Here is a 24025-nt window from a genome sequence, read left to right on the forward strand (position 1 = left end):
AGGTCAAAACACGACATTTCTAAATGGCCAGAACGAGGTGCGGACGAAAACTTGGACTACCTGGAGGTAGTTCATGTACTCGTACGAAGACCGCGTTCGAGCGGTTCGGCTCTACATCAAGTACGGTAGGAGCGCAGCGGCAACTATTCGCGAGCTGGGATATCCTTCGCGCAAGAACTTGGCACGATGGTACCGTGCGTTCATTGAGGTTGGCGATTTGCCGGCGGGCTATCGCCGCTCCAGGCCACGATACTCCGCCGAACAGAAGCAGATCGCGGTCGAGCATTATTTGAGTCATGGCTGCAATTTTGCCGGGACCACGAGAGCACTGGGATATCCGTGTCGCGCAGTGCTGGCCGCGTGGGTCCACGAACTGCGCCCCGATATTCGGAAACGTCTTGTCAGCAATGCTCCGAATGTGCAGTCGTCCCCAGAGTTGAAGCAGTCAGCGGTCATTGAGCTGTGCACCAGAAACGGAGGTGCACGCGTGATCGCGGAAAAGATAGGCGTGAGCAGGCCGACGCTATACAACTGGAAAAATAAGTTACTAGGTCGTGAGGCTCCGGCATCCATGAAACGCCATAAGAATCTGGCATCGGCCCCTGAGCGGGCAGAACTGGAGCAGCAGCTGGAATCGCTTCGACGCGACATACGGCAGCTGCAACTCGAACACGACATCCTGAAGAAGGCCAATGAACTGTTAAAAAAAGGCCTGGGCATCGACCCGCGGCTCCTGAGCAATCGGGAGAAGACGACGCTGGTTGATGCCCTCAGACAAATCTATGCACTGCCAGAACTGCTCGCCGTATTGGGTCTTGCTCGCAGTTCCTACTTTTACCATCGCGCACGACTGCTTGTCGCTGACAAGTATGCTGGCGTGCGTCGTGTCATCACAGACATCTTCGAACTCAATTACCGTTGCTACGGCTATCGCCGGATACGCGCGGCACTCGGTAAGCGGCAGGTCTTCATATCGGAGAAAGTCGTGCGACGTTTGATGAGGCAAGAAGGCTTGGCCGCTGGCAGTGCCCGCCGGCGTCGCTACGGCTCCTATCAAGGAGAAATAGGCCCCGCGCCAGAGAACCTCGTCAATCGTGATTTCCGGGCGGCAGCGCCGAATAAAAAGTGGCTCACCGACATTACGGAATTCCAGATTCCAGCCGGCAAGGTGTACCTATCGCCTGTGATCGACTGCTTCGATGGGCTCGTTGTCAGTTGGTCGATCGGCACGCGTCCGGATGCCGAGCTTGTGAATACCATGCTCGATGCAGCGATCGAGACAGTAGCCGAGAGCAAACACCGGCCAGTGGTCCACTCCGATCGCGGTGCGCACTATCGCTGGCCCGGGTGGCTCTCACGGATGCGCGATGCCAGGCTGATTCGCTCGATGTCGCGCAAAGGTTGCTCGCCCGACAATGCGGCATGCGAAGGTTTCTTCGGCCGGCTGAAAACGGAGCTGTTCTATCCTCGGGACTGGCAGGCTACAAGCATCGAGCAGTTCATCGAGGTAGTCGACTCTTACATCCGCTGGTATAACGCAAAGCGGATTAAGATCTCGCTTGGCTCACTGAGTCCGCTCGAATACCGGGAGAGCCTCGGACTCGCGGCATAAACCAGTCCAAGATTCTAGCCGCACCCCCGAACACGACATTTCTAAAAAGCTACTACAACCCAAAATATCGCTAATTCACCTTATGTCAAATTATAGAAACACACGAAAATAGCAGCTTTGCCACTACATGCGCGGCTGGAGCGTCGTCGACAAGATTCGGCGCGCCAAGCACGACGGCACGTTTGCGGGCGTCATTGCGCGCTGGCGCGTGCTGCCGCTCGAATTGCCGCGGATGTGGCGAAGCGGTCCGATGTGGCGAGTGACGGGCGAAAACGAAGCGGCCAAGGTTTGCAGCCTTGGCCGCTTGAGGGAAACGGCACATCTCTCTTAGTATCGCTGCCATCTATAGTCTGATCGTCGACATTCCTGCTCTGGGTGTTGCACATGGGTTACGAACCGAAAGATGGCCCGAGCCGCGGCCCTTCGCATTCGAATAGGAAATTCCCAACACCGCCCAAGTACCCCGCATCATCTAAGGTCATTGGCAAACTGGTTCGTATAGCCAAGGGTGCCAACGCCGCCGATGGAGTTGCACGTCGACGATGCAGCGCCGGGTGGGCAGTCGACGTCACGGTCAAACGACCAGAAATGGACACCCACGAGCCCGTTCTGTTTCACAAACGCGGCCGTAGTGTCAGCATCCGCAGGCGTGAAGGTTTCGCCGGCCACATCGTTACCGCCAATCATCGGAGTCAGCTCGATCTGACTGTACGGTACGCCCCAGTGATCGTGCAGGTTCATGGCCGCCTGAATGGCCGACTGTCCCATCTGGCAGGTACCGTTCGCGACCACGCAGTTCCCCGGCCCCGCCGAACCGTAGTCCATCGTCATCAGGTTGATGGTGTAGTTCTTCAGGCCGTACGTCTGGATCGCCTGCATTACCCAATCACCGTAAATGTTGAAGCTGTCTGGTGCGCTTGCGCCCCATGAACTGGCCGTGACCGCTCCCGGCTGGGAAGGAGCAAGTGTCGCCAGAGTGAAGCTGAAACGCAGATTGGGATAATTCTGCTGGGCCACGACCACGCGCTGCACCAGATCGTTAATTACCTGTTGCGTCTGCCCTGCCTCGATATCGAAATCGATCCCGACGAGGTTATTTGATGCGTAACGATTGATGAAAGTCGCCATGCCGGCATCGGTACCGCACGTGAATGAACCCGCTGCGCCGCCGGTGGAAATCACATAATTCACATTGGCCGCGGTGAACAGTTGCACATTTGCGGCGGCCATCGCGCCACCATCGACGCCCGCCCAGTTCTCGCTGCCACATTCGCCGGTTGCAAACGCGAGCGTCAGCGCACGAACATTGGCTGGAAGCACCGACAGCACTGGGCTCATCTGGCCTGTGACGTTCGACGAGATGACGTTCGTGTTCCAGTTCATCGAAATCGTCGCGTCCTTGTACGGGCTATACAGGAATGCTGGAGCCACGCCGGTAGCCGAACCAGTCGAAGGCGGTGTGGTCGTGGCGGCGCCGGTGTCGAACGGTGCCCACGCTAACAGGAGAGCTGACGCGACACCCAAGGTCGATCGCCGCATGATGCCGGATGGTACTTTCTTCATTTCCCTGCCCTCTTTGAGTTGGGTGATTTATTTCATTAACGTCGTAATCAGATCCGCCTTGGGACTACCCCACCCGGTTACCAGGTCATAGCCCTTCACCGCCGAGTAGCTTCCCGACGTGCCGCTCGTAATATCGTGGAAACTTGCCGTATAGGCCGGCGTCAACGCGCCATTGACCTGGTTCTGCGCGTAAATCATCGGATTGAAGTAGCCGACGGGCGCATGTCGCGAGGCGGCGGCCTGCTGGTTGGCCAACGCGATGAAGCCGGCCCACATGGGTGCGGCAAAACTGGTCCCGCCAACTTCGTTCGCGGTACAGCCGGCCTGGTTGGCGCACACGTAGAAGGTGAAGTCGGCGTTGGCGGAGACGTCCGGTCCATTGCGGTAAGTCGTGGAGCCATGGTTGCTGGAATTGATCACGCCGCGGATCTTCTGCCAGGATGGCGTCGCAATGTGGTCGGGGGAGACGCCACCGCCGCTGTCGCTCCAGGCCGTCTCTGCCTTCCATGCGCCCGCTGCGGAGCCGGTCGTCAGATCGGTCCCGCCGACGGAAATGACGTAGGCGCTGTCCGCGGGCCATGCCTCGTTGCTTGTCGACCAGGTCGAGCTGTCGCCGGACGCGGCAAAGAACGATTGTCCCTGGGCAGCCATTTTCTCGAAGTACGGATCCAGCGTGGACGGATCGGCCGGCGTCCAGCCCCACGAGCAGCCGATCGTCATCGGCAGCGGGTTGCGGGTCGTCATCGCGCTGAGGATGGCCGTGTCGGTGGAACCCACGTACATCGTCAGACTCGCGAGTCCGGGCGCCATGCCGAGGGCCTGGGTCATGTCGAGCGTCTGCTCACCGTCATCGCACACGCTCGGGTCGCAGGACGTCGCGGTCCCGTCGGTCGAGAGCAGCGTGATCGGGACACGATTGGTCTGGCCGGCGTTGCGGAAATAGGTGTCGAGGTCGGCCAGCTCGGTTCCCGCGTATTCAAGCAGGCCCAGGTGTTGCCCCGCGCCCGTCAGGCTGGCGCCGCCATAGTAGGCCGCTCGCATGTCGCTTCCCAGGAACGAAGCGGACGGACCCGAACCGGTCGTGGCATGAGTGATGACGGAATCGGGGCGCAGGCCGTGTGCTTTCGCGTAGTCGCCCTTCTTGACGAACAGCGGATGCGGGATCGAATAGTTGTCGAGTCCCGAGACGTGCCAAAGCGGAACGTCCATCGAGGTTGTCGGTTCACGATCGGGGCCGAAAAAAAGCCTGCCTTCCGTTGGATGCCGGTAGTAATGCAGCCTCAGGTTGAATGCAGCTTCAATGACCGAAGCGGGTCCGCTCACCTGTACATCCATGCCGTCGCGGCTGCCGCCTGTCACCGTCAGGCCGTGCTTGACGAGATATTGCACGGTCGAATCGTAGTCCTTTTGTGTCGGACCAAATCGCGCGCTGAATTCGGCAGGCGTCAGGTAATGGCGGAAGTTTGGACTGGCCGGATTGGTGACATCCGCGACGAACGCGTCCAGGCCCTTCCGATCCCGCAGCGGGAGAACCACGTCGAGCATCATCCGCTGGTCTGCAGGGAAGTCTCTCACCGGCGCAGCCATTGCGATACTGGCACCTGCTCGGACGTGCCGGGTCAGTACGTCCGCTGCGTGGCTTGCCGCCGCACCAAGCGTGAGGAACAAGGCGAGCGAAAGTGAACAGGCATGGGAAATGCGTCCAGTTTTACGTTTGAAACATTGCCTTTCAGTGAATTTGACTTGAGTCATGGCTGCCCCTTGAATTGACAATGAGCTGCTTGAGTCGCGCGTTAATGAATTGAAGACCGGGAGTTGCGATTGGCATTTTGGATGCCAACATGGGAAGCAGATTTTTTATTATTAATGTTTTCGAAACTTCACTGGCCTGGCTGGTAATTTTTGCTTGAGACAAGCATAGACCGCCATGAATAAACATCAAGCATTATTTGAAGGATTGTGCTCGCCCGCATCATGGCCGGCCGGGGGCGTGCTTGTGCGGTTCAGTCGGCCAGGCGGATGGTTTTTATAGAGATTCTGCGATTCGGATTTCGCCTTCCGGCAAGTCTTGTTCAGAGTCGCCTGAAAGGAAAGAAAGGTTTGATATCCAGGGTGACAAACCAGCACTTCGCTCCTCTGATTGTTGTTTTTCTCGGCGATTGTTTTGAAATATAAAAATCACCTGTGAGCAACGCAAAAATCATTGACACAATCACCGATTATTTTATTCATTACCGCCCCGCAACCAACGTCCACGCCACGCTATCGCCCACCCGGCGCATCATCGGCCTCGTCCGCCTCGGCAGGAAACCGATGCTGCCCAAACCGCAGAATCAGCACGCCCACGGCAAGCAGCACGATGCCGATCGTCGTCATCAGCATGTGTTCGGGGCTGTCCGTCACGCCGCGCAGGATCAGGTCCCGCGCGAGCGACGTCATCGCGATATAGAGCGGGAAACGCACCGGCAACCGCCCCAGACGCAGGTAGCGGACGGTCATCGCGAGCACTTCCAGATACAGGAACATCAGCAGCAGGTCCGTCAACGAAACCGCGCCGGCCACGACGACCTTCCAGGCTTCCTGTCCCATCGCGAACGACGTCGCGAGACCGATCACCACGAGCCCGGCGAGTTCGGCGGCATGAAGAAAGCGGTCGAAGCGCCGGCGGATGCGGTCCGCCGCGGTGGCCAGCGGCCGAGAGGTATTCAGTGTATTCAAGGTGTTGGACAGCGTAAAAAGTGGATCGACATCCTCATTCGCCCGATCGGCGACGAAACCATCATCGATTCGTTATCCCGATCAACCTGCGCACTGCGCCCGACAGCCTGCCTTGCTCGACCGCCGCGACATAAACGCGCATCGCTGCCGACAGTTTCACCGTGACGCTCATTGCCGGATGAGCCGCGGCCCTAATCTACTTCACGCGACGCGCTGCCATCAAGAGCACAGCTGCCGCGCGTCTGTACTCCGATCCGGCGGCAATCAAGCATTCGAATAACAGATCGGCGATTCGTGTTCCAAAGTCGCACCGAAACTGCTAGATTGCTTTCGCACCGATATCCTGCGATGCGGCGGTCGCGCATGTCGCAATCGAGAACAGACGCATGTCACACTTCTCCGATATCCTTTCGCAAAGCAGCGTTTCAACAACCCGCGTATCGTATCGGCATCAATAACACCGACACCCCCCGATGCAGACAAACCTTTCCTCCCCTCAGAACGTTCATAGCCCGCCGACCCGCAACGCGATCTTCCTCGTTGCGACCATCCATCCCGGCGCCGACCACGCGGACGCGGTCCGCGCATGGTGCGGCGACATCGCCGCCCTCGTCCGTTCGGTCGGCAAGCGCGTGCCGTCCGGCAACCTGTCGTGCGTGTGCGGCTTCGGCGCCGACGCCTGGGATGCGCTGTTCGGCGCGCCGCGGCCCGCGTCGCTGCATCGGTTTCGCGAATTCGGCGCGGGGCAGCGCGTCGCCGTCTCGACGCCCGGCGACATCCTGCTGCACATCCGGGCCGACGCGATGGATCTGTGCTTCGAACTCGCGACCCAGCTGGTCGGGCGCCTCGGCGACGCGGTGAAGTTCGTCGACGAAGTCCATGGCTTCCGCAATTTCGACCAGCGCGCGATGATCGGCTTCGTCGACGGCACCGAAAACCCGGACGGGCGCGAAGCGGTCGACTTCACGGTGATCGGCGAAGAAGACCGCGAATTCGCCGGCGGCAGCTACGTGATCGTGCAGAAGTACCTGCACGACATGGCCGGATGGAATGCGCTTCCGGTCGAAACGCAGGAGCGCATCATCGGCCGCACCAAGCTGTCGGACATCGAGCTCGACGCCGCGGTCAAGCCGTCGTCGTCGCACAGTTCGCTGACGACGCTGGTCGAGAACGGCGAGGAGGTGAAGATCCTGCGCGACAACATGCCGTTCGGCCGCCCCGGCGCGGGCGAGTTCGGCACCTACTTCATCGGCTACGCGCGCTCGCCCGCCCCGATCGAACAGATGCTCGAGAACATGTTCGTCGGCCGGCCGCCCGGCAATTACGACCGGCTGCTCGATTACAGCCGCGCGGTAACGGGGTCGCTTTTCTTCGTCCCGTCGGCCGACCTGCTCGACGCGCTCGCAACGCGCGCCGCACCGGCCGCCGATGCCGGCCAGCCGGCCCCCTCCCCATCGACCGAGCCGGCTTCCGACGGCTCGCTGAAAATCGGATCGCTCAAAGGAGCCCACCTGCATGAATAACCTGCACCGCGAACTCGCCCCCATCTCCGCAGCCGCCTGGGCGCAAATCGAAGAGGAAGTGGCCCGTACCTTCAAGCGCTCGGTCGCCGGCCGGCGCGTCGTCGACGTCGAGGAGCCGGGCGGCGTCGAGCTGTCGGGCGTCGGCACGGGCCACCTGCACAACATCGCCGCGCCGCGCGAGCACGTCGGCGCGAAGCTGCGCGAGGTCAAGGCGCTGGTCGAGTTCACCGTGCCGTTCGAACTGCGGCGCGACGCGATCGACGCCGTCGAGCGCGGCGCGCGCGACGCCGACTGGCAGCCGGCGAAGGAAGCCGCGCAGCGTCTCGCATTCGTCGAGGACAGCGCAATCTTCGACGGCTATCCGGCCGCGGGCATCGTCGGAATCCGCGAGGCGACGTCCAACCGCAAGATCGCGCTGCCGAACGACGTCGGCGCGTACCCGGGCGCGATCGGCGACGCGCTGGAGGCGCTGCGGCTCGCGGGCGTCGACGGCCCCTATTCCGTGCTGCTCGGCGCGGACGCATACACGGCGCTCGCCGAAGCGCGCGAGCACGGCTATCCGGTCATCGATCACATCAAGCGGATCGTCAGCGGCGAGATCGTCTGGGCGCCCGCGCTCAGCGGCGGCTGCGTGCTGTCGACGCGCGGTGGTGACTTCGCCCTGCATCTCGGCGAAGACGTGTCGATCGGCTACAGCAGCCACAACGACGAAGTCGTGCATCTGTACTTGCGCGAGACGTTCACGTTCCTGATGCTGACAAGCGAAGCATCGGTGGCGGTGGAGCCGCAGCAGGCGGCTGCGTGACGATCGACAGATCCCGCGACAGCGGCTCGGCATGAGCGTCTGACGCCAACGTAACCCCTCCCGCCCCGCGGTGTCCGGCGTTTAGCCACGGGCATCGCGGGCGCATCCCGGGCCGTGCGGTTGCCCGAGCATCCCCCCTTCTCCACGCGGATGCCGGGTCGCCCCCGGACTCGCGCCCCATCCCCCAAACGCATTCGCACGACGAAACAACGCACGACCGCTCGCGTCTGCGATAAACCCAGATTCGTCTGTACTCCCTTTCAGCGCGGCAGCAGCTCGCACAAGGGTGCAATTCACGCGCCACGACGCCGCCAACTGTGTCTTGGATGGCATCCGTCGATCCGTTATTTTTTGACGCAATCAACATGATGCGGTGGGCTCCTCGAAGCACCGCGCTGCACCGCATCGGACATTGCCCATCGACCTCTTTCACGGACAGGAGCCACCCCACAATGCCCGCCCTTTGCGATATCTGCCATGCCCGGCCTGCCGTCGCGCGCGCGACCGTGATGCAGGATGGCGAACGCAAGTCGATTTCGATCTGCGACTATCACTTCCGTCAGCTGATGCGGCATCAGAGCATGTCGAATCCGTTCGACTCGCTGCTGGGCGGTGGCGGCCTGCCGCCGATGTTCGGCGGCGCAGGCGACGAACCGCTGTCCGCCGAGATCCCGCGCGAATCGGTCGACCCGACCGACGCATTCAGCGAACAGACCCTCGAACTGCTGCAGCGCGCGGCGGAGAAAGCGCACGAGTTGCGCCGCAACGAGCTCGACACCGAGCATCTGCTGTACGTGCTCGCGGACACCGACGTGTGCGCCGCGCTGCTGAAGGAACTGAAGCTGTCGCCGCAGGACATCAAGGGCTACATCGACGAGCACGCGCAAACCGGCAATGCCGATCCCGACGCGTCGCTCGACCGGATGTCGATCTCGCCGCGCGTGAAGAAAGCCGTGCAGTTCGCGTTCCAGGCGTCGCGCGATCTCGGCCACTCGTATATCGGGCCCGAGCATCTGCTGATCGGTCTCGCGGCCGTCCCGGACAGCATCGCGGGCGCGCTGCTGAAGAAATACGGCGTGACGCCCGAAGCGCTGCGCCAGAAGGTCGTGAAGGTCGTCGGCAAAGGCGCCGAGGACGGCCGCGTCGACACGCCGACCGGCACCCCGAACCTCGACAGGTTCGGCCGCGACCTCACCGCGCTCGCCCGCCAGGGCAAGCTCGACCCCGTGCTCGGCCGCGCGCAGGAAATCGAAAGCACGATCGAGGTGCTCGCGCGGCGCAAGAAGAACAATCCGGTGCTGATCGGCGAGCCGGGCGTCGGCAAGACGGCGATCGTCGAAGGCCTTGCGCAGCGGATCGTCAACGGCGACGTGCCGGAGGTGCTGCGCGGCAAGCGGCTCGTCGAAGTCAACATCAACTCGATGGTCGCGGGCGCGAAATATCGCGGCGAATTCGAGGAACGCGCGAAGCAGCTGATCGACGAAGTCACCGCGAAGCAGGACGAGCTGATCCTGTTCATCGACGAACTTCATACGATCGTCGGCGCGGGGCAAGGCGGCGGCGAAGGCGGCCTCGACATCGCGAACGTGCTGAAGCCGGCGCTCGCGCGCGGCGAGCTGAGCCTGATCGGCGCGACCACGCTCAACGAATACCAGAAGTACATCGAGAAGGATGCGGCGCTGGAGCGGCGCTTCCAGCCGGTGCTCGTGCCCGAGCCGAGCGTCGAGCAGACGATCGTGATCCTGCGCGGCCTGCGCGACAAGCTCGAAGCGCATCATCAGGTCACGTTCGCGGACGACGCGTTCGTCGCGGCCGCCGAATTCGCCGACCGCTACATCACGTCGCGCTTCCTGCCCGACAAGGCGATCGACCTGATCGACCAGGCGGCGGCCCGCGTGCGGATCGGCGCGACGTCGCGGCCGGCGGAGATCCAGGAGCTGGAAGCGGAGATCGCGCAGCTCAAGCGCGAGCAGGACTATGCGTCGTCGCGCAAGCGCTTCGACGAGGCGAAGGACTTCGAGGCGCGCATCGGCGACAAGCAGACGCAGCTCGACGCGCGCATGGAGGCGTGGCAACGCAAGACCGGCTCGGAGACGCTCGAAGTGACGGTCGCGGCGGTCGCGGAAGTCGTGTCGCGCCTGACCGGCATTCCGGTCACGGAACTCACGCAGGAAGAACGCCAGAAGCTGCTGCAGATGGAGGAGCGGCTGCGCGAGCGCGTGGTCGGCCAGAGCGACGCGGTGGTCGCGGTCAGCGACGCGGTGCGGTTGTCGCGCGCGGGCCTCGGCCACACGCACCGTCCGATCGCGACGTTCCTGTTCCTCGGGCCGACCGGCGTCGGCAAGACCGAGCTCGCGAAGGCGCTCGCCGAGACCGTGTTCGGCGACGAGCAGGCGATCATCCGCATCGACATGTCCGAATACATGGAGCGGCACGCGGTCGCCCGGCTGATCGGCGCCCCGCCCGGCTACGTCGGCTACGACGAAGGCGGCCAGCTGACCGAGCGCGTGCGGCGGCGCCCGTACAGCGTGATCCTGCTCGACGAGATCGAGAAGGCGCACCCGGACGTCTACAACGTGCTGCTGCAGGTGTTCGACGACGGCCGCCTCACCGACGGCAAGGGCCGCGTGGTCGACTTCAGCAACACGATCCTGATCGCGACCAGCAACCTCGGCGCCGCGATCATCATGGACAACCTGACGCAGCCGGAAGCCGCGCGCAAGACCGACAAGGCGATCCGCGACGAGCTGATGCAGGTGCTCAAGGGGCATTTCCGTCCGGAATTCCTGAACCGGATCGACGAGATCATCGTGTTCCATGCGCTCTCGAAGGAGAACATCCGCGCGATCGTGCAGATCCAGCTCGATCGCGTCGTGCGCACCGCGGCCGCGCAGGACATCGCGCTCGCGATCGGCGCTTCGCTCGTCGATCACCTGTCCGACGTCGGCTACCAGCCGGAATTCGGCGCGCGCGAGCTGAAGCGCCAGATTCGCCAGATCATCGAGACGCGGCTCGCGAAGGAGATCCTCGGCGACACGCTGAAATCGGGCGACCGCGTCGAGATCGACTACGACAAGGACAGCGGCGACGTGAAATTCAACAAGCTGCCGGCGGCCGACCAGAAGGAAGTCCGCTAGCGCGGCCGCACGCGAATCGAACGGCGCGCGCCCCCGCACGCGCCGCTGGCGCCGCCCCGCCCTCGCGCGGCGGCGCCGAACCCGGCCGCCACGCGGCCTAACCCGAGCCGCGATCCGGCCTGCCCGGAACGGCTCACGGAGCATTCACATGACAAATCGACGCGAAGTGCCAGGTATCAGGAAGTACGACGGGCCCGCCGGCGGTTGGGGCGCGCTTCGCGCCACGGCCGACGCCGTACGGACCCAGATGGACGCCATCGAGGCGCCGATCATCCTGATGCGGACCAACCAGCCCGACGGCTTCGATTGCCCGGGCTGCGCCTGGCCCGACAAGGAGCACAAGTCCACGTTCCAGTTCTGCGAGAACGGCGCGAAGGCCGTCACGTGGGAAGCGACGAACAAGCGCGTGACGCCCGAGTTCTTCGCGGCGAACACCGTGTCGTCGCTCTTGCGCATGTCGGACTACGAGCTGGAGAACATGGGCCGGCTCACCCATCCGCTCGTCTACGATCGCGCGACCGACACGTTCCGCGCGGTCGAATGGGACGCCGCGTTCGCGCGCATCGGCGAGGTGCTGCGCGGCCTGCCGCCCGAGCAGGTCGAGTTCTATACGTCCGGCCGCGCATCGAACGAGGCCGCGTATCTGTACCAGCTGTTCGCGCGCGAGCTCGGCACCAACAACTTCCCCGACTGCTCGAACATGTGCCACGAGCCGACCAGCGTCGGCCTGCCGCAATCGATCGGGATCGGCAAGGGCACGGTGTCGCTGGAGGACTTCGACAAGTGCGAGCTGATCATCTCGATCGGCCACAATCCCGGCACCAACCACCCGCGGATGATGGGCACGCTGCACGAGTGCTCGCGGCGCCACGTGCCGATCATCGTGTTCAATCCGCTGCGCGAGCGCGCGCTCGAACGCTTCGCGGACCCGCAGGACATGATCGAGATGGCGTCGTTCGGCTCGACCCGGATCGCGTCGACGTACTTCCAGGTCGACGCGGGCGGCGACGCGGCCGCGCTCAAGGGGATCATGAAGGCGCTGTTCGCGCTGGAGGCCGAACAGGGCAACGTGCTGGACCACGCGTTCATCGCTGAGCATACCGAAGGGTTCGACGCGTTCGCGGCGGACCTGGAAGCGACGCCGTGGGACGACATCGAGCGGGCCAGCGGCCTCAGCCAGGCGCAGCTCGAACAGGTGGCGCTCGCGTATGCGAAATCGAACGCGACGATCGTCACGTACGGGATGGGCGTCACCCAGCACAACAAGGGCACGGCCAACGTGCGCCTGATCGCCGACCTGCTGCTGCTGCGCGGCAACTTCGGCAAGCCCGGCGCGGGCATCTGCCCGCTGCGCGGCCACTCGAACGTGCAGGGCAACCGCACCGTCGGCATCACCGAAAAGCCGTCCGCGGAGTTCCTGAAGAAGCTCGAGGAAGTGTTCGGCTTCACCCCGCCGCAGCACCACGGGCACGATGCGGTCCAGACGATGCAGTCGATGATCGACGGCACGTCCAAGGCGCTGCTGTGCCTCGGCGGCAATTTCGCGGTGGCGCTGCCCGATCCGGAGCAGTCGTTCCCCGCGATGGGCAAGCTCGACCTGAGCGTCCACGTCGGCACCAAGCTCAACCGCTCGCACCTGCTGGTCGCGAAGGAAACCTACGTGTTCCCGTGCCTCGGCCGCACCGAACTGGACGTCCAGGCGAGCGGCCCGCAATCGGTGACGGTCGAGGATTCGATGTCGATGGTGCATGCGTCGGCCGGCAAGCTGAAGCCCGCGTCCGAGCAGCTGCGCTCCGAGCCGGCGATCGTCGCGGGGATCGCGCACGCGACGCTGCCCGACAGCAAGGTACAGTGGCTCGACGCGATCGCCGACTACGACCGCATCCGCGACATGATCGACCGGACGATTCCGGGCTTCGAGGCGTTCAACGAACGCATCCGCACGCCGGGCGGCTTCCGCATGCCGCTGCCGCCGACCGAGCGCGTGTGGCCGACGCCGACCGGCAAGGCGATGTTCTCGGTGTACAAGGGCGTGAAGGAGGACGCGGACGTGCTCGGCGCCGAGCAGGTGCTGCGGCTGATCACGCTGCGCAGCCATGACCAGTACAACACGACGATCTACGGGCTGGACGACCGCTATCGCGGCGTGTTCGGGCGTCGCGACGTGCTGTTCATGAACCCGGCGGACTTCGCGAAGTACGGGCTCGAGCACGGCGACCTGGTCGACATCGAGACGGTCACGCCGTCGGGCCGGACGCGACGCCTCGAGAAGATCACCGCGATCGAGTACGACATCGCGCCGGGGTCGGTCGGCGCGTACTATCCGGAAGCGAACGTGCTGGTGCCGCTCGACTACATCGACAAGGAAAGCGGCACGCCGTCGTACAAGTCGGTGCCGGTTCGCGTGACGCGCTCGGCAACCGTCTGACGACGGACGGCTCGCGGCAAGGGTTCATGCCGCGAGCCGCGGATACGAAAATGGCGCGTCGTGCTGACGCGCCATTTTTTTGCTTGCAGGCGGCCATCGCCGCGCGTCAGGTCAGCTGGTAGGCATCCGTCGGCGCGACCTCCTTCGGCAGCTCGGCGCCGCACAGCTCGAGCACCGACCGCTCGATCGTTCGCGCCATCGCGTCGAGCGCCAGCGCGTTCGGCGCCGTGCTGAACGGCTCGGCGACCTCGTTGGCGATCGCCTCCAGCGCGATCAGCGTATAGGAGATGAACACGCAGATCAGCGGCGTGAAGAATTCCGTCGAATCGACGAGACCGAACGGCAGCAGCACGCAATACGCATAGACGGTGCGGTGCAGCAGCACGCTGTACGCGAACGGGATCGGCGTCGATGCGATCCGCTCGCAGCCGCCGACCGCGTTGCCGAGCCGGTTGATCTGCTCGTCGACCATCCAGAGCGTCGTGCCGGCATCCGGCGCGCGCGCCAGCATCCGCGTCAGGTTGCCGCGAATCTCGTCGAGCATCGCGACCGGCTTGTAGCATTTGGGGGCGAGCGCGTCGTTATGCGCGCGCCCGAGGATGCGCGTCAGGTCTTCGGCCGGATCGGTGTGGCGCAGCTGATGCTTCAATGCGTAGACGAATGCGATCAGCAGGTCGACCGTCTGGTTGCGCAACGCGTCGTCGACGTGGTCGGGCAGATAGCGCCGCATCTGCGACGTCAGCGTGCGCGACGCGATCAGCATGTCGCCCCACAGGTGCCGTGCTTCCTTGAAGCGCTCGAAGCTCGCGTTGTTGCGGAATGCGAGGAAGATCGCCAGCGCGAGCCCGAACAGCGTGAACGGCGCCGTGTTGAGCGGAATCTTCTCGCCGAAGATGCGGCCGTTCGTGAAGACCGCCAGCGTGCTGACGATCGCCATGAAAACCAGCTGCGGAATGATCGATTGCAATACCGAGCCGTTCCACACGAACAGCATCTGCAACCAGTTTTGTCTCGGTCTGACGATCATGATGTGTCTCTGCCGATCGCGGCGCAGCCGCGTTGCCCTTGCATAACGAAACCGGCCCCGCTGGGCGGGGCCGGATTGCTGGTGCCGCGTAACCCGGCCGCTTCTGCACGGGTCACGCCCAAACGCCTGCGCCCGCCGGCGTCAGTGGTAGCCGTCCCCTTCCCGCACCTTGCCGCGGAACACGCGGTATTGCAGCGCGTTGTAGACGAGGATGATCGGCAGCACGATCACCGTGCCGACCAGCGCGAACAGCTGGCTCGAATGACTCGACGACGCGTCCCAGATCGTCAGCGACGGCGGCACGATGTTCGGCCAGATGCTGATGATGAGGCCCGTGTAGCCGAGGAAGCACAGCGCGAGCGTCAGCAGGAACGGCGTCGCCTCGTGCTGCCGCCGCACCGTGTGGAAGATCCCCCACACGCAGACGAGCACCAGCACCGGCACCGGCAGGAACCACACCAGGTCGCCGCTGCCGAACCAGCGATGCGCGACGGCCGGCAGGCCGATCACGGTCCACAGGCTGACGACGGCCATCGCGCCGAGCAGCACGCCCGTCAGCGGCTTCATCAGCACGCGCATCTTGCGCTGCAGCTCGCCGTCGACCTTCAGGATCAGCCAGCCGCAGCCGAGCGCCGCATAGGTCGCGAGCACGCCGAGGCCGCAGAACAGGCTGAACGGCGACAGCCAGTCGAACGGGCCGCCGACGAACGTGCCGTTGGCGATCTTGATGCCCTGCAGCAGCGAACCGAGCACGACGCCCTGGCAGAACGCCGCGAGCGCGGAGCCGCCGATGAACGCGAGATCCCACAGATGCTGGGTGCGAGTCGCCTTCGCGCGCAACTCGAATGCCGCGCCGCGAAAGATCAGCCCGACGACCATCAGGATCAGCGGCAGGTAGTTCGCCGGCAACAGCGTCGAGTACACGACCGGGAACGCGCCGTACAGCCCCGCCCCGCCGAGCACCAGGAACGTCTCGTTGCCGTCCCACACCGGCGCGACGGTGTCGAGCATCACCTGCCGCTCGGCTTTCGCGTCGAAGAACGGAAACAGCAGGCCGATGCCGAGATCGAAGCCGTCCAGCACCACGTAGATGAACACGCCGAGCCCGATGATCGCGGCCCATACGACAGGAAGATCGATGTGCATGGCTTACTCCGCTTCGGTCACGTTGAGCGGCGTGGACAGCGCGCTCTTGCGCAGCCCCGGATGCCGGTGCAGTTCGATGTACCCGGCGTGCGCGGCCGGCCCGTGCTTCATCAGTTTCAACATGTAGTAGACACCCGTTCCGAATACGAGGAAATACACCACCACGAAGATCAGCAGCGACACGCCGACCTGCTGCGCGCTGAGCGGTGCGACCGAATCCGCGGTCCGCAGCACGCCGTAGACCGTCCACGGCTGCCGGCCGACCTCGGTCGTGATCCAGCCGGCGAGCAGCGCGACGATGCCCGACGGCCCCATGCACAACACGAACCACTGGAACCAGCGCGTTTCATAGAGGCGGCCGCCCTTTCTGAGCAGCAGGCCGAGCAGCGCGGTGAGCAGCATCAGCATGCCGAGGCCGGCCATGATCCGGAACGTCCAGAAGATGATCGTCGAGTTCGGGCGGTCCTGCGGCGCAAACTCCTTCAGCCCGCGAATCTCGCCGCTCCAGCTGTGCGTGAGGATCAGGCTGCCGAGGTGCGGCACCTGCACCGCATAGCGCGTGACTTCCGCCTTCATGTCGGGCAGGCCGAACAGGTTGAGCGCGGTGCCGCCCTTCTCGGTTTCCCACAGCCCTTCGATCGCCGCGATCTTCGCCGGCTGGTATTCGCGCGTGTTGAGGCCGTGCGCGTCGCCGACGACGATCTGCACCGGCGCGAGCAGCAGCAGCATCCACAGCGCCATCGAGAAGGTGCGCTTGACCGGCTCGTCGCGGCGGCCGCGCAGCAGATGCCACGCACCGCAGGCCGCGACGATGAAGCCCGCGACGATGAACGCCGCGATCGTCATGTGCACGAGGCGGTACGGGAACGACGGATTGAACACCACCTTCATCCAGTCGACCGGGACGACGATGCCGTCCCGGATCGCGTAGCCCTGCGGCGTCTGCATGAAGCTGTTCGACGACAGAATCCAGAACGTCGAGATCAGCGTGCCGACCGCGACCATCAGCGTCGCGAAGAAGTGCGCGCGCGGGCTCACGCGGTTCCAGCCGAACAGCATCACGCCGAGGAAGCCGGCTTCGAGGAAGAATGCCGTCAATACCTCATACGTCAGCAGCGGCCCGGTGATGTTGCCGGCGATCCGGGAAAACCCGCTCCAGTTGGTGCCGAACTCGTAGGCCATCACGACGCCGGACACGACGCCCATGCCGAACCCGACCGCGAAGATCTTCGACCAGAACTGGAACATCGATTTGTATGCGGCGTCGCCCGTGGCCAGCCAGCGCCACTCGAGCACGGCGAGAAAGCTCGCCATGCCGATGCTGATCGCGGGGAACACGATATGAAAGGACACCGTGAACGCGAACTGCAGGCGCGCCAGGTGGAATGCATCGAAGATTTCCATGATCGTTGTGTGCTCGTGGTTGTGAAGACGTCCGCCCGAAGCAGGAAATCCCCGCGAGGCTCGACGGCCGCCCCTGCGGCCGGCCCGGCGATCGAGTGTGAATCGCATCGCACCGACATTGAAGCGAGATGACGATATCGCGTTTCGAATACCGCTCGCAATCAATCGCTCGCCCTTGCCAACTGTGCTCGTTGCCCCCTTCGCGAGGTGTGCATGTAAAACCTGGTCGCCCCGCATCGCGCCCGCCATCTGTACTGCTTTTTCGGTCGCCGGGCTGTGCACGCGCGCCGCGGCCGAACGCCCGTAAGCTTGCAGCGGATTCGGGTTCCCGGCGCTCGGCGCACAGATGCGACGGCCGTCGCGGGTCCCGTCACCCGTCGGCGCGCCGATCGTTCGGCCGCCTGTCGAAATACAGAGGATCTTTCATGCAGCCATGCGCCCTTCCATTCGAGCCGGTCGGCAGCGTCGCGTGTGACGTGACACGCCATCGTCGCGGCGACGTTGCGCAGGTCGTCGACCGCGTCGTCGAGGAGTGCCCGGTCGCCCTCGTGTTCAACGATATTTCGCATGCCGTGATGATGGCGACGCCGATCGACCTCGACGTGTTCGGCCTCGGCTTCGCGCTCAGCGAAGGCATCGTCGAGCGCGCGTCGGACGTCTTCGACATCGAGAGCGAGTGCACGGCAAGCGGCGCCGTGGTGCGCCTCACCGTGTCCCAGCAGGCGTTCATGGCGCTGAAGGCCCGGCGGCGCGCGCTGGCCGGCCGCACCGGCTGCGGCGTGTGCGGCATCGAGAGCATCGAGCAGCTGGACCTGCATCCGTCACGGATCCGTCACGCGGGCGCCGCGGCCGGCATCGGCGCCGACGCGCTCGAGCGCGCGTCGCGCGCGCTGCCTGCGCACCAGCTGCTGATGCGCGACACCGGCGGGATTCACGCGGCCGCATGGTGCAGCCGCGACGGCGCGGTCGTCGACGTCTTCGAGGACGTCGGGCGGCACAACGCGCTCGACAAGCTGATCGGCCAGCTCGCGCTGCGCCGCACGGACACGCGCGACGGCTTCGTGTTCCTGTCGAGCCGCGCCAGCTACGAGCTCGTCCGCAAGGCCGCGCGCCTCGACATCCCGATGGTCGCGACGATCTCCGCGCCGACCTCGCTCGCGATCGACGTCGCGCGCGAGGCCGGCATCCGCCTGCTCGGCTTCTGCCGCGGCGACGGCTTCGTCGAATACACCGCCCCGGCCGATTCGCCGGCAGCCCCTGAACTGACGCCACGATGACCCGACCGATCGACTTCGATACCGCCCAGCAGCAGTTCGCGCACGCGTTCGCGCCTCCGCTCGCCGCGACGTCCGTGCCGACCGCCGACGCGGCAGGCCGCGTGCTGGCCGCGCCGCTCGTCGCCGTGCTCGACCAGCCGAGCGCCGACCAGAGCGCGATGGACGGCTACGCGGTGCGTCACGCCGAACTCGCGAGCGGCACGCCCTTGCCCGTCGCGCAGCGCTGCTATGCGGGCGATGCGCCGTTGCCGCTCGCGCCGCGCACCGCGGCGCGCATCTTCACCGGCAGCCTGATTCCACCCGGCGCGGATACCGTCGTCATGCAGGAGGATGCGCAGGAGCAGGACGGACACGTGACGTTCGATGGTGATGCGCGTTACGGCACGCACATCCGCCGCCGCGGCGAGGAATTGCAGGCGGGCCGCGTGCTGATTCCCGCCGGCGTCCGGCTGCGGCCCGCGCATGTCGGGATGATCGCCGCGCAGGGCATCGGTTGCGTCGACGTTCATCCGGCGCTGCGCATCGGCATCCTGACGACGGGCGACGAGCTCGTCGCGTGCGGCCAGCCCCGGCTGCCGCAGCAGATCTACAACAGCAACGCGCCGATGCTGGCCGCGCTGGTCGCGGGCGCCGGCGCGATCGTCGCGGCGAGCGCGCATACGCGCGACACGGCGGACGCGATCGACCGCGCGCTGCGCGACCTGCATGCGCGCTGCGACCTGATCGTGTGCGTCGGCGGCGCGTCCGTCGGCGACCGGGATCTCGTGCGACCCGCGCTGACCGCGCTCGGCGCGTCGTTCGTGCTGTCCGGCGTCCGCATGAAGCCCGGCAAGCCCGTCGCGCTCGCGCGGCTCGACGGCAAGCCGGTGGTGCTGCTGCCCGGCAATCCGGGCGCCGCGCTGACGGCTTTCGCGCTGCTCGTCACGCCGCTGATCCGCTGCCTGCAGGGGCGCGACGAGCGCCTGCCGCTCGCGCCGTCGCTGCCGATCGACGCCGACATCGAAGCGGACGACGCGCGCGACCGCTTCATCCGGGTGCGATGCGGCGTTGCATCGAACGGCCAGCCGGTGCTCGATACGCTGCGGCAGCAAGGCGCCGGCACGCTGTGCTCGCTCGCGGACGCGGGCGGCATCGCCCGGCTGCCGGCCGGCCGCGCGATCGCGCGCGGCGACGCGGTGCCGTACTACGATTTCGCGCAGTGGCTCGCATGACGGCCGCAGCACGCCTCTTCATGCTGCGGCGCGGCGGCGAACTGTATTCCTGCGATTCGGCCGGGATTGTGTCTCTGCGCGGCCATTGCGGCGGACTATCCTCCGGCTTGGCGCCTGTCACGGCCGCCGCGGCGTCGCTTCGACGCGTCGCGCGGGCCGCCGGCGGCCCGTTTCCTCTCATCCTGCGCAGGCCAACGGACAGATCGTGAACGTCATCGACTCCGTCACGCCGACCCTCACCGCGCCGAGTCGCGGCGCGGCGGCGAGCGACCCACCCGGCACCGTCGACACGCTCGCCCGCCCGCTGCGCGACTTGCGGCTGTCCGTCATCGATCAGTGCAATTTCCGCTGCACGTACTGCATGCCGCGCGAAAGCTTCGATGCCGGCTACGCGTTCATGCCATCGTCGGAGCGCCTGTCGTTCGCTCAGCTGACCCGCATCGCGCGCGCGTTCGTCGCGCTCGGCGTCGAGAAGATCCGCCTGACCGGCGGCGAGCCGCTGCTGCGGCGCGGGATCGAAACGCTGATCGAGTCGCTTGCGGCGCTGACGACCGTCGACGGCAAGCCGGTCGAGATCGCACTGACGACGAACGGGTCGCTCCTCGCCGCGAAGGCGCGCGCGCTGCGCGACGCGGGCCTCGGGCGCGTGACCGTGAGCCTCGATGCGATCGACGACGCGGTGTTCCGCAAGATGAGCGACGTCGACATGCCGGTGTCGCGCATCCTGGCCGGCATCGAGGCCGCGCAGGCGGCCGGGCTCGCGCCCGTCAAGGTCAATTCGGTGATCGAGCGCGGCGTCAACGACGACCAGCTGCTGCCGCTCGTGCGCGCGTTCCGGCACACCGGCGTCGCCGTGCGCTTCATCGAATACATGGACGTCGGCGGCGCGCAATTCTGGGCGACCGACAAGGTCGTCACGACCGCGCAGATGCGCGGGATCATCGAATCGGCGTATCCGCTGCTCGCGGACGCCGCCGACGACGACGCGCACGTCGGCACCGCGCTGCGCTATCGGCACGCCGATGGCGCGGGCGAAGTCGGTTTCATAGCAAGCGTCTCGCATCCGTTCTGCGGCACGTGCTCGCGCGCACGCGTGTCGGCCGACGGCCAGCTGTACACCTGCCTGTTCGCGACGCACGGCACGGACCTGCGGCCGTGGCTCGGCGACGCGGCGCCGCTCGATCAGCTCGTCACCGCGATCCGCGGCCGCTGGCTGCGCCGCGACGACCGCTACTCGGAGCTGCGCGCCGCGCACCGCGCCCGGCGGACCGGCAAGACCTACCCGACGGTACGCATGTCGCTCGTCGGCGGCTGATGGACAGCTGACCGGTGCCGCGCGATGCGAGACGAACCGCCCCCTGGAGAACAGTCATGACGTCACTCATCGATCCGCAAGCCGAGCCAGACGACCCGGCACGTTCCGACCGCCATCCCGGCGACGAGCCCGCCGGGCCGCCCCCGCATTCGCCGCCCGCGATCTCCGGCGGCATCGAGGTCCGGGTCCAGTACGAACCGATCGACGTCGATGCGGAGATCGCGCCGATCATCCGCAACCCGCGGGTCGGCGCGGTCGTGAATTTCCTCGGCGTCGTGCGTCAGTCGGGCGACGTCGACGAAGTCGTCGCGCTCGACATCGAGCACTACCCGGGCATGACCGAACGGTCGCTGTGGAGCATCGTCGAGGAAGCGTCCGCGCGCTGGCCGCTCGAGGCGGTCAGGATCGTCCACCGGATCGGCCGGATCGCGCTCGGCCATCCGGTCGTGCTGGTGGTCGTGGCCGCGCCGCACCGGGCGGCGGCCTTCGACGCGTGCGAATTCATGATGGATTTCCTGAAGACCCATGCGCCGTTCTGGAAGAAGGAAATCCGCCACGACGGCGTGGCCGAATGGGTCGAGGCCAAGACGCACGACGATCACGCAATGAAGCGCTGGGGCTGACCCGCCCGCCGCACCCTTCCTTCCCGGCAACGACCCATCATGAGACTGACGATCAAATATTTCGCGAGCATTCGCGAACAACTCCGCATCGACGAGGAAACCCTGGAGATCGACGCGCCCGAGCTCACCGTGGACGCATTGCGCGGCACGCTCGCCGCGCGCGACGAACGCAGCGCGCAGGCGCTGCGCGACGAGCGGCCGGTGCGCACCGCAGTCAACCATGAGATGGTGACCGGCTCATTCGTGTTGCGCGAGGACTGTGAAATCGCGTTCTTCCCGCCCGTCACCGGAGGCTGACGGCCGGCGCGGCGAACCCGCCGCGCCGTGCGCTCCGCTCAGCGCGCGCAGAGCGCCGCCAGCTTGCCGACCGTGATGACCGCCTGCTCGATCTGGCTCGACCACGGGCTGCTGTAGTTCAGCCGGATGAAGTTCTTGTAGTTGTCCGAGATCGAGAACATGTAGCCGGGGCCGATGGTGATCCCCTGCTCCAGCGCAAGCTGGTACAGCCGCATCGCGTCCACCTTCGCGGGCAGCTCGACCCACAGCACGTAGCCGCCCGCCGGGCTCGAGATGCGCGTGCCTTCGGGGAAGAACCGCGACACGATCGCCCGCATCAGGTTCGCCTGCTGCGCATACGCCTTGCGGACCCGCCGCAGGTGATGCTCGTAGCCGTCGCGTTCGAGGAATTCCGCGATCGCGAGCTGCGGCAGCAGCGGCGTCGTCAGCGTGTTCAGGAATTTCAGCTTCTCGACCTGATCGCGGTAGCGGCCCGGCAGCGCCCAGCCGATCCGGTACGCGGCCGTCAGGCTCTTCGAGAACGACGAGCAGTGCAGCACGAGCCCCTTCTTGTCGAACGATTTCAGCGTGCTCGGATGCGTGTCGCCGAAGTACAGCTCGTTGTACACGCCGTTCTCGATGATCGGCAGCTCCGCCTTTGCCGCGAATTCGACCAGTTCGCGCTTGCGCTCGTCCGGCATCTGGAAGCCGAGCGGATTCTGGAAGTTCGGCATCACCATGCACGCGGCGATCGGCTGCGACTTCATGATCGCCGCGAGCGCGCCGATGTCGATGCCGTATTCCGGATGCGTCGACACCTCGATCGCCTTCATCCCCATCCGCTCGATCGCGTGCAGCATCGCATAGAAGGTCGGCGACTCGACCGCGATCACGTCGCCGGGCTTCGCGACCGCCTGCAGGCACAGGTTGATCGCTTCCGTCGCGCCGACCGTGACGATGATCTCGTTCGGGTCGACCGACATGCCGTTCTCCAGGTAGCGCCGCGCGATCTGCCGCACGAGACGCGGGCTGCCGGGCGGCAGCCCGTCCGTCACCCCCCACAGCGACTTGTCGCGGCCGGCCGCATACGCGTAGCGGTTCAGCTTCTCGAACGGAAACAGGCCGGGATCGGGATACGGCGAGCCGAGCGGCACCGCGTTGTCGGCGTCGATCGAGCGCAGCGTCGACAGCACGAGCCGGCTGACGTCGACCGACGACGAGATCGCGATCGGCTTCGACGGGCGCAGCTCGTGCACCTGCCCGTTGCCGTCGTCGCGCCGCAGGTTCACGAAATAGCCGGACTGCGGGCGGCTCTCCAGCAGGCCGCGGCTTTCGAGCAGCAGGTACGCGTGCAGGACCGTCGTGATGCTGAGCCGGTGCTGCTGGCTCGCCTGCCGCACCGACGGGATCCGGTCGCCGTGCCGGTACACGCCCTGGCGGACCAGGCGCTCGATGTCGTCCGCGAGCTTCTCGTACAGTTTCATCGTGCGCCTCCCGCCGGTGCGCAACCCGGGTCGTGATGCGTCGCGCGCTTTCCGTTCGATCTTGCCTTTTCCATCGCTTGACTCTCTTGTGGGGGCATCCGCAGCGCTCCAAACGTCGGGAGCCGCAGATGCTGTGCTTTTGATGATGGAAGAGTAAAAGGAGAACAGTCGCTCGCGAGCACACACATTCATCGTGCGCGCAAGAGTACAGTTTTGCCAATCAGGGTTACTGTGTGTGAACTGTATGTCTTACGAATTCGCGACGGGAGCCGGCGAGCGGCGCTGTGATCCTTGTTTCGCCGGCGGCACGTCCGCTCGGACGCATCATCGCGATGCCGAGACAGCGGCGGCGGAACAAAGACAGGAAGAGGAGTCCGAATCGAGAAAAGGCGGGAAGCACGAACGGTTCCCGGCCGGAGGCTCAGGGGTGCAGTCGATCCGGCGCGCGTTCACGCGCGCGCACCCGCCCGTCAGGC

General features: G+C 65.4%; 17 protein-coding genes and 1 pseudogene. 11 read left to right on the top strand and 7 right to left on the bottom strand.

From position 1 onward, the window contains the following. The first annotated feature begins 73 nt into the window (after positions 1-73). Both ACFIMZ_RS09620 and ACFIMZ_RS09625 read left to right on the top strand, forming a co-directional pair. On the top strand, positions 74-1612 hold the full coding sequence (locus ACFIMZ_RS09620) for an IS3 family transposase (RefSeq protein ID WP_431819306.1): 1539 nt from the start codon (positions 74-76) through the stop codon (positions 1610-1612). A gap of 127 nt (positions 1613-1739) precedes the next feature. Beyond that, positions 1740-1943 (top strand): hypothetical protein, encoded by a 204-nt coding sequence (locus tag ACFIMZ_RS09625; protein WP_431819307.1) that lies wholly within the window; start codon positions 1740-1742, stop codon positions 1941-1943. Between the two features lie 137 nt (positions 1944-2080). Here ACFIMZ_RS09625 and ACFIMZ_RS09630 read toward each other — a convergent pair whose 3' ends face one another. The 3 genes from ACFIMZ_RS09630 to ACFIMZ_RS09640 form a co-directional block, all read right to left on the bottom strand. Next, positions 2081-3175, bottom strand: a complete 1095-nt coding sequence (locus ACFIMZ_RS09630; protein WP_431819308.1) for a glycosyl hydrolase — start codon at positions 3173-3175, stop codon at positions 2081-2083. A gap of 27 nt (positions 3176-3202) precedes the next feature. After that, entirely contained in the window at positions 3203-4927 is a 1725-nt protein-coding gene (locus ACFIMZ_RS09635; RefSeq protein ID WP_431819309.1) for a S53 family peptidase, read from the bottom strand. A 510-nt stretch (positions 4928-5437) separates the two neighbouring features. After that, positions 5438-5884, bottom strand: coding sequence for a phosphate-starvation-inducible protein PsiE (locus ACFIMZ_RS09640; RefSeq protein WP_431822467.1), 447 nt, complete (start codon positions 5882-5884; stop codon positions 5438-5440). Positions 5885-6366: 482 nt separating this feature from the next. On the opposite strand from ACFIMZ_RS09640, the gene ACFIMZ_RS09645 reads away from it, so the two are divergent. The 4 genes and pseudogenes from ACFIMZ_RS09645 (at position 6367) to ACFIMZ_RS09660 (ending at position 13786) form a co-directional block, all read left to right on the top strand. Then, the gene (locus tag ACFIMZ_RS09645; protein ID WP_431819310.1) at positions 6367-7416 is read left to right on the top strand and encodes a Dyp-type peroxidase; all 1050 of its coding nucleotides are present in this window, start codon (positions 6367-6369) and stop codon (positions 7414-7416) included. Beyond that, the gene (locus ACFIMZ_RS09650) at positions 7409-8221 is read left to right on the top strand and encodes a family 1 encapsulin nanocompartment shell protein (protein WP_431819311.1); all 813 of its coding nucleotides are present in this window, start codon (positions 7409-7411) and stop codon (positions 8219-8221) included. The genes ACFIMZ_RS09645 and ACFIMZ_RS09650 overlap by 8 nt, the downstream gene beginning before the upstream one ends. 452 nt (positions 8222-8673) lie before the next feature. After that, a pseudogene (locus ACFIMZ_RS09655) lies at positions 8674-11355 on the top strand (AAA family ATPase); the annotation flags it as partial. A 151-nt stretch (positions 11356-11506) separates the two neighbouring features. Continuing rightward, positions 11507-13786, top strand: coding sequence for an FdhF/YdeP family oxidoreductase (locus ACFIMZ_RS09660; protein WP_431819312.1), 2280 nt, complete (start codon positions 11507-11509; stop codon positions 13784-13786). A gap of 106 nt (positions 13787-13892) precedes the next feature. On the opposite strand, the gene ACFIMZ_RS09665 is transcribed toward ACFIMZ_RS09660, so the two are convergent. The 3 genes from ACFIMZ_RS09665 to ACFIMZ_RS09675 all read right to left on the bottom strand — a co-directional run bounded on the left by ACFIMZ_RS09665 (position 13893) and on the right by ACFIMZ_RS09675 (position 17363). Next, positions 13893-14813 (bottom strand): bestrophin family protein, encoded by a 921-nt coding sequence (locus ACFIMZ_RS09665; protein WP_431819313.1) that lies wholly within the window; start codon positions 14811-14813, stop codon positions 13893-13895. A gap of 141 nt (positions 14814-14954) precedes the next feature. Further along, the gene (gene cydB / locus ACFIMZ_RS09670) at positions 14955-15959 is read right to left on the bottom strand and encodes a cytochrome d ubiquinol oxidase subunit II (protein ID WP_431819314.1); all 1005 of its coding nucleotides are present in this window, start codon (positions 15957-15959) and stop codon (positions 14955-14957) included. A 3-nt stretch (positions 15960-15962) separates the two neighbouring features. Further along, positions 15963-17363: a cytochrome ubiquinol oxidase subunit I gene (locus tag ACFIMZ_RS09675; protein WP_431819315.1), complete on the bottom strand. Its 1401-nt coding sequence runs from the start codon at positions 17361-17363 to the stop codon at positions 15963-15965. Between the two features lie 425 nt (positions 17364-17788). Between ACFIMZ_RS09675 and fdhD the strand changes: the two genes are divergently transcribed. From fdhD to moaD, 5 genes are all read left to right on the top strand, one after another. Further along, positions 17789-18640 (top strand): formate dehydrogenase accessory sulfurtransferase FdhD, encoded by an 852-nt coding sequence (fdhD, locus tag ACFIMZ_RS09680; RefSeq protein WP_431819316.1) that lies wholly within the window; start codon positions 17789-17791, stop codon positions 18638-18640. Beyond that, entirely contained in the window at positions 18637-19851 is a 1215-nt protein-coding gene (locus ACFIMZ_RS09685) for a molybdopterin molybdotransferase MoeA (protein ID WP_431819317.1), read from the top strand. The genes fdhD and ACFIMZ_RS09685 overlap by 4 nt, the downstream gene beginning before the upstream one ends. 205 nt (positions 19852-20056) lie before the next feature. Continuing rightward, complete coding sequence (moaA, locus tag ACFIMZ_RS09690; RefSeq protein ID WP_431819318.1) at positions 20057-21166, top strand: GTP 3',8-cyclase MoaA; 1110 nt, start codon at positions 20057-20059, stop codon at positions 21164-21166. Between the two features lie 56 nt (positions 21167-21222). Beyond that, the gene (locus ACFIMZ_RS09695) at positions 21223-21789 is read left to right on the top strand and encodes a molybdenum cofactor biosynthesis protein MoaE (protein WP_431819319.1); all 567 of its coding nucleotides are present in this window, start codon (positions 21223-21225) and stop codon (positions 21787-21789) included. A 39-nt stretch (positions 21790-21828) separates the two neighbouring features. Continuing rightward, positions 21829-22086 carry a molybdopterin converting factor subunit 1 gene (moaD, locus tag ACFIMZ_RS09700; protein ID WP_010092341.1) on the top strand — a complete coding sequence of 86 codons (258 nt, stop codon included), beginning with the start codon at positions 21829-21831 and terminating at the stop codon, positions 22084-22086. Positions 22087-22124: 38 nt separating this feature from the next. On the opposite strand, the gene ACFIMZ_RS09705 is transcribed toward moaD, so the two are convergent. Then, positions 22125-23549, bottom strand: coding sequence for a PLP-dependent aminotransferase family protein (locus tag ACFIMZ_RS09705; protein WP_431819320.1), 1425 nt, complete (start codon positions 23547-23549; stop codon positions 22125-22127). Between the last annotated feature and the right edge of the window lie 476 nt (positions 23550-24025).

This window comes from Burkholderia sp. F1 (genome assembly GCF_050813845.1).
In the GTDB taxonomy this organism is placed as follows: Bacteria; Pseudomonadota; Gammaproteobacteria; order Burkholderiales; family Burkholderiaceae; genus Burkholderia; species Burkholderia ubonensis.